The sequence below is a fragment of the Massilia rubra genome (assembly GCF_011682065.1).
GTDB classification, from domain to species: domain Bacteria; phylum Pseudomonadota; class Gammaproteobacteria; order Burkholderiales; family Burkholderiaceae_D; genus Telluria_A; species Telluria_A rubra.
Map to the genome: position 1 here is coordinate 205885 of NZ_VUYU01000004.1, position 13779 is coordinate 219663.

7 protein-coding genes are annotated in these 13779 nt (G+C 61.5%); 1 reads left to right on the forward strand and 6 read right to left on the reverse strand.

Going from position 1 to position 13779, the window contains the following annotated elements:
• Window positions 1-22: 22 nt before the first annotated feature.
• The 3 genes from F0185_RS07710 to F0185_RS07720 form a co-directional block, all read right to left on the reverse strand.
• Window positions 23-3457: a DUF4132 domain-containing protein gene (locus F0185_RS07710; protein ID WP_167223143.1), complete on the reverse strand. Its 3435-nt coding sequence runs from the start codon at window positions 3455-3457 to the stop codon at window positions 23-25.
• 134 nt (window positions 3458-3591) lie between these two features.
• Complete coding sequence (locus F0185_RS07715) at window positions 3592-4779, reverse strand: sensor histidine kinase (protein ID WP_167223145.1); 1188 nt, start codon at window positions 4777-4779, stop codon at window positions 3592-3594.
• A 143-nt stretch (window positions 4780-4922) separates the two neighbouring features.
• On the reverse strand, window positions 4923-5123 hold the full coding sequence (locus F0185_RS07720; protein WP_167223147.1) for a hypothetical protein: 201 nt from the start codon (window positions 5121-5123) through the stop codon (window positions 4923-4925).
• Between the two features lie 249 nt (window positions 5124-5372).
• Between F0185_RS07720 and F0185_RS07725 the strand changes: the two genes are divergently transcribed.
• Window positions 5373-6113, forward strand: a complete 741-nt coding sequence (locus F0185_RS07725; RefSeq protein WP_223164471.1) for a lipoprotein YafT — start codon at window positions 5373-5375, stop codon at window positions 6111-6113.
• A 353-nt stretch (window positions 6114-6466) separates the two neighbouring features.
• On the opposite strand, the gene F0185_RS07730 is transcribed toward F0185_RS07725, so the two are convergent.
• The 3 genes from F0185_RS07730 to F0185_RS07740 form a co-directional block, all read right to left on the reverse strand.
• Window positions 6467-8626, reverse strand: coding sequence for a hypothetical protein (locus tag F0185_RS07730; RefSeq protein WP_167223149.1), 2160 nt, complete (start codon window positions 8624-8626; stop codon window positions 6467-6469).
• On the reverse strand, window positions 8623-12759 hold the full coding sequence (locus F0185_RS07735; protein ID WP_167223151.1) for a hypothetical protein: 4137 nt from the start codon (window positions 12757-12759) through the stop codon (window positions 8623-8625). The genes F0185_RS07730 and F0185_RS07735 overlap by 4 nt, the downstream gene beginning before the upstream one ends.
• 106 nt (window positions 12760-12865) lie before the next feature.
• Window positions 12866-13573, reverse strand: a complete 708-nt coding sequence (locus F0185_RS07740; protein WP_167223153.1) for a hypothetical protein — start codon at window positions 13571-13573, stop codon at window positions 12866-12868.
• Window positions 13574-13779: the final 206 nt, after the last annotated feature.

Here is a 13779-nt window from a genome sequence, read left to right on the forward strand (position 1 = left end):
GCTCCGAAAAAGGTGGTGGTGTTCATGCGCATAAGGCCTGCATATCGCGAATCAGTTCGCTGGCCGCGATCGGGTCGAGCGCGGACAGCGCTTCGGCCGTGCCGACCGAGCCCCACTTGTCGCCCTCGCCGGTGACCAGCTCGCACAGCCGTTGTTCGGCGGCGCTGTCGGTCGCGTCGGCGTGGATGCCCGGTTCGAGCCACAGTACCGCAATGCGCCCGGGCGCGACGAACTTGAAGACGTTGGCGATGACGCCGCCTCCTTCCGGCGTGCCGCGCCGCCAGCCTTTGTCGGCCAGGCCCAGCACCCGCCCTGTGGGCACGGCCGCGCCGTTCCAGCGCAGCAGGCGGTCGGACGTTTTTTCAGCGTCGCTCAGGGTGTAGGTGTCGCGCCCGATCTGGGCGAAGGGCTGGGTCAGTTCGTAGTCGGCCAGCAGGGCGCCGAAGGTGGCGGCGTCTGCCGCCGGCAGGTCGAGCGCATGCGGGATGCCGATGAGCGCGCCGGGCGGCAGCGCATACGCGTCGTCGGCGGCGTCGGTCAGGGCGCCGTCGGGGGCGACGCGGAAGCATCCGAGCAGGCGGGGACCAGCGGCCTCCCAGGCGCCCCAGACGATGCGCTGCACCAGGTGGCGCAGCAGCGGATGGCCCGCCAGGAAGGTGTGGAACACCTGCGCGTCCCAGCGCCGGCGCGTGCACATCGCCACTTCCAGGCGTTGCACCTGTTGCGCGGCGATGGTGCGCGCATCCTTTTTCAGGAGCTTGAAGCGCGCCACGGCGGCATCGGCCAGGGCCGCGTCGTCGCCCTTGTTCGGCTTGGGCAGGTCGGGCAGGCGCTTGCCATCGGCGTCGCGCACGCAGGGCTTGAGCGCCTCGTCAAAGCCGACCAGGAATGCGCGTGGCCCGAAATCGAGCCGCAGCGTGCCTTGCGCGTCCAGGCCCAGGTCCGGCGCCAGGCGGTCTTCCAGCTCTTCGCTGGTCAAGCCGCGCGCGGCGGCGACCTCGGCGATTTTTTCGCGCGCGCGCTCTTGCAGGGCCTTGAACTTGACCTTTTGGGCGATGCCGTTAAGGAGGACCAGCGCGGTGTCGCTGCCGATCCGGGCCAGCACGTCGAGGCCGGTGACGGCGCGCGCGTGCTGGCCTTCACCCGGCCAGGCGCGGATCAGCGGCGCCAGCTTGCGCGCGGTGTCGTCGTTGCCGACCAGGCCGAGCGCGCTGAAAATCCAGCCCTCGCGCGATTCCGAGCCGGCATCGGTCCAGGCGCGAAAGGCGTCCCAGGCAAAGGCGGCCAGCGATTCGCCGCTGCAGGCTTGGCGCAGCTGGTCCACGCCCGCGTACACGCCGTCGGCGTGCGGGAAGCGCAGCATGACGCCGATATACTCCAGGCTCGCGACCGGGAGCGGCCGGCCGCTGGCGGCAAGGCGCGGCCGGGTCCAGGATTGCGGCAGCCAGAAGTCGGGCAGCTTGGCGATTTTTGCCGGATGACGATCGAGCGGGTCCTGCTCCAGCAGGGCGCGCAAGGCCGCTTCCACCTTCGCTCGCTCATAGCGGGCCGCGACCTGCATCAGCAAGGGCGCGTGGCCGGCGCCGGCGATCAGGAGCAGGGCGGCGCGCGCCTGGTCGCGGGCCGCACCGGGTTTGCCCAGCGCCGGCGCGATCAGGGCGCAGGCCGCGTGCTCGGGATTGGCCAGCAGCCAGTCGCGCGCGGCGCTGCGCGGCGCGCCGGGTTTGAGCGTGGCGCAGGCGCGCGCCATCGGCGCCGCCAGTTCCACCGCGCCGAAATAGCGGGCGTGCCGCAGTTCCTGGGCGGGGCGGCGTTCGCACATCGTGACCAGGTTGGGCAAGCCGCGCAGGCCCAGGGTGCCTATCACGCACTGCGCTTCGCTCACCTCGAAGCCGTCCAAGGCGTTCCAGACCTGTTCATTCATCGGTTCCGGCAGGCTGGCGAGCATCCAGCCGCTGATCCACGCATCGGCGCCGCGGTGGGCCTCCCAGATCGCCATGAACGCGTCCGCGTCGGCCTTCATGACCGCCTGCGCGGCCTGCGTGGTAAAAGGCGACGTTTGGATTCCCAGGTGTTTGACCGCCATGACCGGGTCGCGCAGCACGTCGGCCGGGGCGTATCGGGGAACGGGAATGTGGGCCATGGCCGCGCGTTCGGCTGCGCTCCAGCGTTCCACAGGCGCCAGCGCGAGCGCGTCGAGCAGCAGCGGCGCCGTCGCTTTTTTCGGCGCCGCGTTCCAGGGCGGCGAGGCCAGCACCGGCGGCAGGTCCGCCGTGCCGGCATCATCGGCCGGCGTGCCGGTTGCGGCGTGCGCGCCGATCTGCGCCAGCACGCGCGCCGCCTCAATCGATATCCACGGCGTGAAATCGGGCAGCGAGCGTGCGTGCGTGTGCGCCAGGGCGGTGAACACCGTGCGCGCCGACGCCGGGCCGGCGCCGTCGGCGGCGACCAGTTCACTGAGCGCGGCGATGGCGGCCAGCGGCCAGCGCTGCGCCGCTTTCGAGAAACGCACCGCCGCGTCCTTGTTGACGTCGCAGGCGAGCGCCATGGCGCGCATCGAGGCGGGGGTGCCGATGCAGGCCAGTGCGCGCCCGGCCGCCGCGATGGCCGCGCCGTCTTGCAGCAGCGCGACCGCGTCCACGCCGCGTTCGCGCACCGCGCTGGCCACGGCGGCCGGGGTGGCGTGGTACATCTGGTGCCAGTGGCCTTCGCGCGCAGTCAAGCCGCTCAAGGCGGCCAGGCTGGCCGGCGCGGTCGCGGTCAGGCGCAGCCAGGCCGCGCTTTGATCATGCGCCAGGATGGCCGGCAGCAGCGCCAGTTGGTCGGACAGCGCCGGCTCGTCCGGCAGCAGCACCCCGAGCAGCGGCTGGCGGCATGGATGCAGCGTCGGCACGGCGCTTCGGATCATCTGCACGCACTGCGCATAGACGGCGGCGTCGGCGACGGCGAGGTGGGCGCGCAGGGCCAGTTCGGTGGCGCAGAAGGCGGCGTGCATGGTGGACAGGCGCTTGCCGTCGCCATCGCATGTGTACAGGCTGACGCTGCCCATGAACGAGTACACCCAGAACTTTTCCAGCTCCAGCAAGATCTGCAGCGTATACGGCAGCCCTTTGGAGGCGACCAGGAAGTCGATGAAAGGCGATCCTTGCGCGCGTTGAAGGTCGCTTTCGAACACGGTTTGCCCGGCCAGCAGGACCACGTCGGATTCGGGCGAGCCTTCGCGTACGTCTCGCGCCACGCGATCGGCCGCTTCGGGGTGCTCGGCCCAGGTCGACATGAAATCGCATTTTCGGCGCGCCAGGGCGATGTAGGTGGCCCAGGCGACGCCGGCGTCGCGCGGCGGGGGCGCTCCGGGAAAGCGGCGCGAGGGCAGCGCGGCGCCGGCCAGGCTGGGGGACAGTTCGATGAGCGGGCCGGCACCAAGCCAGGGTGGGACGAGCGTCGATGTGTGCGGCATGCGTTTTCCGGCGTGAATAGTGATGAACCCAGCGATGACACCCCTGATCAAACAGCGCCGGTCTTAGCGCGCAACGCGTGCCTGTAAGACGGCTGCAATTTTAACGCCATACTAACATTGTAGGTTTGGCACGCCTATTTGGGCACGGGATGGTGCCCGGCCGCGGGCAGCGCCGGCGTATCTTGCGGGGCCGCGCGGCTGCCGGCGTCGACATACGGACGGCAGTCGACCGGCACATCGATCAGGAAGGTGGTGCCGGTGGCCGCCGAGCTGTCCACGGACACGCTGCCGCCATGGCTTTCGGCGGCCTGCTTGACGAACGGCAGGCCGATGCCCCAGCCCGGCGCCTGCACTTGCCGCTCGCGCCGCAGATAATCGAAAATGCGGCCGCGCTGCTCCTCGTCGAGCGGATTGCCGGTGTTGTGCACCGTGAGGACGATATTGCCGTGCGCTTCGGTCAATTCGATGCGGATCGCGCCGCCATCGCCGTATTTGATCGCGTTCGACACCAGGTTTTCCAGCGCCCGGCGCAGCGTTTCGCGGCACCACCAGCCGGTGACGCGCGGCGCGGCCACTTCCAGCGCGGAAGGGTAGCGGTCGGCGAACTCGCGCCGCACCTGCTCGATCAGTTCGCGCATGTCGAACCGGCTCAGGCGCAGCGGGAGGCGCGCGCCGTTGGGCGCCGTGAGAGCGTCGAGCACTTCGTCGACCATGCTGTCGAGGCGAAGCGCGTTGGCGCCGATTTTTTGGCCGAGGCGCCTGGCCTGCGCCAGGTCACCGGCGACCTCGATCAACTGCGCGCCGTTGGCGATCACCGCCAGCGGGGTGCGCATGTCGTGCGACAGCGCGGCCGCCACTTTGTGGCGCAGCTCTTCATGGATCGCGGTGAACGCGCGCACCGCTTCACGGATGGCGGCGTAGACGGAGCGTTCGATGATGATCCATTCGGCGCCGCTGATGGCTACGCCCTGCGCGGCACTGACATCGCGCAGCGCCTCCTGGAACAGCTGGTATTCATGGATCAGTTGTTCGGCGCCATAGTCGGTCATGCGGGCGCGCTCGCCGCCGTGCGCGGTCGCCGCGCTGCTGTGGCTGGTGGCGTCGTCGCGCGGGTAGCCGGGCGTGAGCGCCTGCACCAGGTTGGCGTAGAAAGAGGGAAGGGTGTTGATCAGGATGGGCGTGAGCAGCGCCCGGGCACCGCGTATATTGCGGCGCACCAGCATGGCCCAATGGTCCAGCACGAGTTCGCGGATACCTTCGAGCGCCACCGCCACCCCGGACAAGGGCCGGGCGCCGCTGTTCTGATCGGTCGCCAGTGTCATCTCATCGCTCTCAGTGTGCCTGCATCGCCATCGTCGGCCGGGTACGCCTCTGGCGCGGCTCCCGGCATCACGGATTTTTCAGGTTTACAAGCGTACTGTATTTTCAGGATTTCGGTGTGACACTTGAATCGCTACTGACTCGATCAGCAACTGCCCTTGGCCTGCATGTGCGGAAAGGCGGCCTCGTCTGTGTTGTCGGTGTCGGTCGACTCATCCGGGTCTGGTTCGACCCGAATCGAGACCATTTTTCCGGCATTGACTTCGAACAGGATGCGATCGTGCCCGCGCTGCTGCATGATGATGAAGGTGCCCTCGGGCGGGACAAGGCGTGGGCGTGCGGGCATGGTGGTTCCTTTCGGGTTGTCGGATAGCTCGATCCGGACTTGCGCCTTCGTTGGCTTTGCCTACATAGCGCATGGCGCCGCCATTCGGTTGACACGCCCGCGCCGCAGCTTGATGCGCCATGCGCGCAGCGCCCGCTGATCAAGCTGAAACTTTTCGTAACAAAGTTAGTGGAGAAGGCTTCCATTTTTGCTTAGCAAGGCCAGCCGATTCCCGTATGATCCGCTGACAATATTAATTGAAAGTTAAAGATGCGTGTTCCACAAATGATTGCCGTGCGCGCCGCCGCCGGCCTGTGCCTGTTGCTGCTGGTGAGCGGATGCGCCACCCGGTCCATTTCCGATTCCGGTTATCCGGGCGACTCCGGCCGCTACGGTCGCAGTCAAGGCATGGCTTACCAGGGCGAGCTGAGCGAATTCAATGTACTCGGCATCGACACCAGCGTTGCGGTGACGGACGAGGCGATTCGCGCCGCGCTCGAATCGCGCCAGAAGATGACTGTCGCCAGAAACAGTTCGGTAATGCTGGTGCAATCGGGCGCGATGATTCCCGATGAAGCGATGGTCAAGGCTTTTTCGCAGTACTACCAGCCGATCGCCTTCAGCGGCCGGCCCGAAGCGAGCCAGGGTAAAACGAATTACGCCGGCCACCTGCGTCTGGCCGCCGCCCGCAGCGGCACCGAAAAAATCATGGTGTATTGGGGCATCCTGGAATCGGGCCGTGAAAACCTCTCGACCAAGGTGGTGTCGTGGGTGCCGATCCTGGGCGCGCTGGTTCCGGATGAAAACCAGCGCATGCGCATTCGCCTGAAAGTGGCGCTGGTCGATGTCAAAACCGGCCAGTGGGAGATGTTCTCGCCGGAGCCGTTCGAAGATGTCGACTTCAGCTCGCGCGGCTCGCGCGCAGCCGCCGACCAGGCACAGGTCGCACTGCTCAAGGACAAAGCCTATCGCGCGGCGGTGACGCAGTTGTTCTATAAGTTCTCGAGCTGATTTTCCGGCCATGGCGCGGCCTGGGAAAACGGTTAATCGCTGGCCTCGGATCGGCTCTCTGCCGCGAAGCTTGGTTCGCTGATGAAGAAGCCCTTGCCGTCGCTGCGGATGTGCGCCGCGTGGACCGTGCGCGCCGGTTGCGCGCCGTGAAGTCAGAGCGCAGTTCCGGCAGGTGCAGCGCCCGCCACGGGGTACCTAGTGTCCTGAGTTAGAAATTCGTTGAATAAATATGGCGATAATCGCGCCGATACTGCGTCACAAATGCTCGCCAAGCGCCTGCCTGTCTGCGCTTTGTTCCTTGTCTCAGTACGATTTCGCCATATTTATAATCAACGAATTTCCAACTCAGGACACTAGTTCTCCAGGGTCAGGCGGACGAATTTTTCCAGCAGGCTCATTTTGGAGTTTCCACCAGAGACTAAAATACCGTTGGTCATAGTGTGGAGATAGAAGTGCAGTAGCGGTTCGTCGAGCAATCCATCAGCGATTACTTCGCCATTATTGGTATACACCATCACATCGCGCATGCCCGACAGGGATGTGCCAGTCCCATCAATGCCGTCGGCCGGGGGAATGAATATGCGTACCCATCGGCCTCTATCTTGCAATGGGATAAGTTGGCCGAGGCTTTCCGTGCGCGCCTTCGTGCCCTGGTCGCGCATGGAAATGTAATACGGTAGCAGATTGTAGAACTTGCTTTTTGAATAAAATTCGACATCCCTGAGACCGTTACGCTCATTCTCTTGATATGCAAGCGCTGCCTCAATGCCCGCGTAGCGCTGATTAAGGAGAAGCTTGGGGACAAAACTGCCGTGCCAAGCTCGCAAACGCTTGCCGCTTGTCGCATCGATCATCCAGAATTGCCGGTCTCGTACTTCTTGATCTTGATCGACCAGAAAAGGAAACTGCTCCACGAACCCGAGGTTAGCAAGGCGCTCCTCCGACCATGGAGTACGGCGCGTGCTGCGTACCCGGATGCCAGCGCTGTCGATATCGACCTCGATACTTGCAATCAGTGTTTTTCTGCTGTTGCGCCCACTGTTGAGAGAACGCGTGCCGAGCAGGGTCAGTCGACGGACGGTCTCGGATGGTACGAGGTGCGAAACGGGGAACGGCTTGACACCGGCAACAATCTCCTTGAGTGACAATTCAACCAGGCACCGCTTCACCTCCTCCCTTAAGGTTGCCGAAACATTCGTGTCGGCGCCGAGCCCGGACAATTCTGCAGGGGACCGATCGAGCCCCTGCGTGCAGAATCCAAACACGGCGCGATTCATTAAAAACGCGAATTTCATGCTGGTGTAAGGATCGGTGCTCGCGCCTTGGGTCTCCAGGCAGTTGTAGCCGCGTACAGTCGACGCAGGACCGGCCTCATCATCGCCAGCCTTCAAGATGCGGACCGAGTTCGTTTCAATCTTCGCGCCATTAAGAAAGAGATAATTGTATTTCGTGGTGAGCGAGCGCGGAATGCGAGAGGCAAGTTTTACCTTTGGCTGAGTGAAGCCTACGCGACCGCCAGCCACATGATAGCCTTTGGGAAAATATGACTTGAGATCGTTCAGCGCCATCAGCGAGGTGGCCTGCATGGGTTCCGGCGTCGTATTGACAATAAGCAGGGGACGCGCCAGGCTCGCGATCGACGCTAAGGGAAGATATCCCTCCCGCACGTAGTGAGTCGCCGTAAAGGTGTCGCGCTCGATGGCGATGCCGGCGCGCTGGAATATGGACAGAGCAAATTCCGTCAGTATATTCAGGTAGTACAGGCGGGTTCGACGAAATTCGCTTTTGCGTAGATGAATGCCGCGAATCGGATGTTCGCGGGCGTCGCCGCGTGTTACCGACACGTCCCGCAGGTCGACAATGTCAGCCGAGTAGCCATGCCCAGTGTCGAGCGCGCCCAAGCGGATATCCGGCCCCCTCCCTGTTTTATAGAAACTGGAGGCGCGCACGTTGGCGAGTATGATGCCGTGCTTCGGCACCACGTCGAAGCGCAGTTCCGCTAACTGCAGGTTTTTGGCATTGCTGCTCACCTTATGCATCAGGTATACGCCGACGCCGAAGCCACCGATCGGATCTGTATCTGCGACTGGAATGCCGCTTTGTTCCCGCAATTCTTTTTGCAGCACCAGTTGCAGGTAAATGTCCGCATGGGCGCGCACGAACGATTCCGATGCCGACTGCGCCACCTTCGCGTGGGTGGACAGAAACCAGACCTGGCCCTCTGCGATTAAGTAGAACGGTCGATGACCTTTGCCCGCACGCTGGACGAGCTTGCCCACCTTGGCGATCTTGTCCCGAATCACCTTGGCACGTCGCCGATAATAACTACTCTGGTCCTCGCTTGGCTCATCATTGGTTTGAACGTCAGGCAGCGCGAATGATGTCGGCAACAACGAGCCTTGCTGCCGCATGCTGCGAAACAGGTCCACCGCCGCGTCTTCGACGCTGGTGCCGAAGCGCAAAGCGTTCGTCCAGGCGTGCGCGACGTCGCCTTCCAGTCGGTGCAGTGTCATGATCCGCTCCATAGCATCACTTCCGCCAGCTTGGCGTTCAGAATCCACGGTTCGCGCGAGAGCGTACCTTGAACATACATGGACATGAATGAAATGGCGCCAGACCCTGGCTGGAGCATGATGTTGTACTTATGGGCGCCATACAGATTGACGTACAGTGCATGTACCTCGTATTGCGGAAACATTCTTGCCAGTTTGCGTTGCTTTAACTTCGCCATCCGTTCCAGCTCCGCTTTCTTGAGATGGTCTGTCGCCTTGGTCCAATTTTTGATGTCGATGGCGAGGAGGACGTTTCCGTTCACCACAAAGTAGAAGTCAAATTGTTGATAAATTTGCGCCGCCTCGGGATGATGTAGGGCGTCAAGCAATTCGAACGGTCCTGCGGCTATGCCGTGGTCGATGTCCAGGCCAAATTCGCGCTGGGCGAAGTGAACAAATTCGCGCTCTGCAAGATAGCCTTTGATAATGTCGGTGACAAACCAGGGTTGCGGCACCAGCAGAAATCCCTCCTTTGTGTTCTTATCGGGAAATCCGGTCCTGAATTTACGTAAATTGTTAAATGGTGAGGACAGGCTGCGCAGCAGGTTAGCTGGCGCAAGATAAGCGACCCAGTCGTAAGCGGCGTCGCCATCCACATGGTCGGCAATAATGCGCTGTTGCTTGCCCAGCATATCGACCTTGCAGGAATACAGAGCCACGTGCTCTGGCGCACGGAAATACAATGCGTCGCAATATGCAGCGGGGACGCCACTGCGCCGCAGATGGGCGCAGTAAGCTTGCGGGGCGGTGACCATGCGTTCGTCGAACATCGACTCCCACCGCTGGCGAGCCTCGCTGCTGCTGCGAAATTGTGCGGGCAACTGTTTTGTGTACTGCTTGAGCGCTTCTGCATGGCGCAAGCTCGCAAAGACGTGCTTGCGGCGCGCATCTTCGTGGGCGAATAGCGCCGTCTGTTGATCATAATCGGCGATGGCCTGCAGGACGGCGATCTGCGTTGCCGATGCGCGTTGTACGAGTTCCGGCGCGAAGCGCGTTCCCAGTCGCATGGTCTGCGCAACCTCGACGTCCAGATAGATTTCTTGCCTTTCGATAAAGTTGTCGGGCCGACGCTCAACCCGCCCGAGCGCTTGAAAAAGCGTGCGGCAAAGATCCATGAAATGTTCACGTTCCAGGATTTCCCAGCGATGGCGTGCGTAGTCATAGAGGAACTCGGCGCGGCTCATTGTCTGGGCGCCTTGCGGGCGGTCGTTGAGTACCTGGATCATGCTCTGGAAAGTTTCGATATGGAAGCCAGGTGTGCCCGGGCGCGTGTGGCGGTTGTAATAGGGCGAATTGATAAGGTAAATCAGTTCGAAATCGATTTGCTGGCCGTTACGCGTTGCAATGAAATTGGTGCCACGGGCGGCCGAGCGGTATGCCGTCCACAGGAGCACCTTTTTATCGGTGACATCCAGCGCTTCGAGAAACTCGTCACTGAACTGATCACTTTCGTCGACCTGCGCCACGGCGCCGGTTTGCGAAAAATCGCGTTTCTTGAACTGGCCGGCCGCATAGAGAACGATGTGTATTTTTTCGCCTTTTCCGTTACCGCGGTACTGCGGCAGGAATAGTGGGTCGACGACAAAATGGTACCCCGCCGTATCGACTTGACTGACGAAGGCCGTCGATTGCGCCAGGCCCAACAAGCAAGCCCTGGCCCAGGCCATGGACAAGCACAGACACATCCCGCAGCGTAGCGGCGTCGACAGCAAGCGGTCGAGCGAGGCGACCAGTCCGCGCACTTCCTGCTCCTTGTAGGGCGTCATGCGCTCGTGTCGGTGTTTGCCGTCGGACGGTAGCGCGCTCAGGAATTTCGACCTCAAGCCGCTAAATGAACCAGTAGCGGGAAAACGGTAGGCCAACAGCGCATCGTCCACGATGCGAACGTCGCGCTGGCGCTTGCTTCGCTGTTTTTCCGCCGCTGCCGCGACAACGGCCACTTCCGCTGGCGTCATCGGAAAGTACACACCACCGATGTCTTTCAACATTGCTTGTAGCCGGCGCTGATTGAACGTGCCGCTGGAGCATGGCTGCAGGCCGCCTGTCGCACTCAAAAGATAGATGCCATTGTTTTCGCCGAGGGCGTTGCGCAGGTCTTCCTCGGGGGTATCGCGCAGCGACACAATCGACAGGGTCAGCGCCAAATCCTGCGTGTGATTGTATTCCGTCGCCTGCCGCTCGCTTTCGTCAAGGCTGACAATACTCTTGGTACCGAAAAAGAAAAAGTCTTCACCGACGGCATCGCTTGCCAGTGCGTCATCGTCCAATCCGTCCTGATGATTGTGCGACTTGAAAAGCTGACCCGCGTCGCGCGCGAATTTGTACAGATTGCGGTAGCGTACGCGGCTGTCTTTGTCGAACTGAATGTTAGCTTTCTTGTCTTTGAGGACATCGGCGATCAGGATGATGAACTTCAGATAGTGCAGTAGGGTGAAGGCGTTCATCTTCATCTTCCGGTCGCGATACTCGAGCCGGATCGTCCTGTTACCGGTATCGCCCGACAGCTCGACCCGATTGAGATAATCGCTCGTCATCACAGCAGACATGGCATTGAAAAAGGTCTGGCTGGGCTGGTCGAGCATTTCACCGTAGCGACTGCGCGACATCAGGAAAAACTTCTTCTCGAAGACGAGCGCGCGCCATTTGCGGAAAACCTGATAGTCGTCTTCGTGCCCGTTACGTGGCAGGCCCTTGACAAAGGTCAGCACTTTTCCCAGGACATACGCTTTTTGGCGGAAGCGCTCGAAACCATCGGACGCATCGTGGTTTGCTATCAGTTCTTTGTAGACTTCTCCAAGTTCTTGGTCCCCAAACTGTGCGGAGACATGCGGCCACTTTGTTGCGAGGGCCTCGCGCAGGAGGACAATCTGTCGTTCGGGAGCAATGAATGTGACGCCGGTTTTTACCCGTTCATGGTTCAAGAGCTGCTCGACGTCGACGCTGACGTCGGCAAATGCCCAGAGGTTATAGAATAACTTCCTGGCGAGCCCGCGATGGGTGCCGTGTTCGAAAGCAAAGGGCCACGCCAGGTCAAAGTACTTTTGGAAGTCGCCGATGACCTCGTTCAAGTCGTTGCGCCCGTCCGGATTGACGACCGACATGCGCTGATCGAACAGATAAAAATAGGAATCTTCTTCTTCATCGATGAAGATGTTTACCCGCATGCGTTGCTGTCCGGGCTTGATTGCCTGGGCAAGCGGGTTGCCCGAACGGTTCAATTCGCCCGCGAACCAGAACAGCGAATCGTAGTCGACCCATTTACACCGTTTCTCCGCCTCGTGATACACAAGCACCTGCAGTGGCATGGCGGCTTTCGAAGCGGTGCCGATAATCATCCCCGGCTTGTCGGCGAACGCTTGCAGGGGATAGAGGCGCCTGACCATGTCGTACACCTCGGGCGCGCTCATCAACTTGCGTATGGGACCGTGATAGCGCGAGCGCATGTCGATATCGATGACCTTGCGGGTGATTCGATTCGCCATCGCCAGCACTTTATCGGCCGCTCGTTGATAGCGTTCCATTTCAACTTCAAAGTCCTCGTTTGAAGACGACATGGAGTGCAGCTCGGATTTCAGGCAAACATGGCATTTGCTCTTGCATTCAGCCAGTTGGGCTGCGAGCGACGGTGTGGACCCTCCGATCCCGCGCGACTTGTTCGACAAATCCTTCTCGAGCGCGGCGTAGACCACAGGTTGCTGTCCCAGCCATTCGACCAGCAACAGGACAGCCTGGAAGAAGGACCTGTCGTTGATATGAAACTCGCGTGAGCAAAGCCTGTAGACGGGAACGGCTTGCCCATAGCGACGAATGGCTTGCTCGATCTCGTCATCAAAGCGGTCGACGCACATATGCCGGCGCACCTCCTCGGCAAACCCGGTAACCACCGACTGTAGCGGCGCCAGAAAGATGGGGATCACGTTCTCGGTCAAAAAAAGGTGAAGGGAGAAGCAGGCGGCAGTATAGGTTTTCCCAAATCCCGTGTACCAGTTAAGCAAGCGAATGAAGGCGCGGCCACGCGAATTGCGGTAGGGGTCTTCGAATCCCAGCTTGAATATGCGTGCCTGTTGGCGATTGATGCGAGCTACCTTTGGCATCGAAGCCTCCGGAATGTGGTCAATGATGATGGACTGTCCGCCCTGGCGGTTTCGTGATGTGCTTCGTCACGGCCGGCGTCTTTGAACTGTTGCCGGAATGGCTGGTTTAGCGCTCCAGACGTTTTCCGGTTTCGATGCGCGCCATTTCAAATGGCACTTCGTAGGCGTTGTTTCCCTGGTCCTTGACTGCCCTCAGCAAGCCGATAGCAGCCAGGCTTTTTCCGGCATCGGCTGTGTGGGCGTCGAGCCTGATGATTTGCTGGCCCGGGCGCAGCTGGCCAAGCGCCTCCGTGAACACGCATGCCTCGGAAGGCTTGAGTTTCTTGAGCAGCCGCTGCGCCGACGGCTGAATGGCGATGCGCTGCGGTCCCGGCTCGACCGGGGCCGTAGACATGGCGGCATGTGCGCCACGCTGGAGGCGCATGGCGCGCGGCTGTGCTTTCAAATCGCTTGCCACAGCGGAACCCGGTACTGCTGGCTGACGATCGCTGTCACCCGACGCCAGGCTCTGCAACAGGCGCTGGGCGAGCGGCACATACGGTCGGGCCAGACTGCACTCGAGTTTTCGCATTGCGTCGTATAAGCCGATTGCCGATATCGGGAAGCCACAGTCACCGAGGAACCCGGCGATCTTCGTCACGCTATAGCCCTTGTCCCGCATGGATGCGATATCGTCCTTGAGCATGGCAACCATTTCGAGTCGCGTCCGGGGACGCTCGCCTTTCCACGGATCGTATTGGACAGGCGGTGCCTCGCGAATCTGATGTGCCAGTTCAGCAATTTTTTGAGGCGTGAAAGAATAATTGGAAGACATGGTGTTTCCTTTCTTTACAAGCGAACGCACGAGGGGAATGCAGCCACACGGGTAGGCGTTTAGGGCGTCCGGGGCACCTGAGGTGCCAACACTAAGGCGTCTTGTGTAAGATCACGGCCGGTGACTTCTAGTTCCCGACAGGCGGTAAATATTTGAACATTGCCGAACGTCTATCGCGTTCTTGACCGGGTGGATTAATTCAAGCA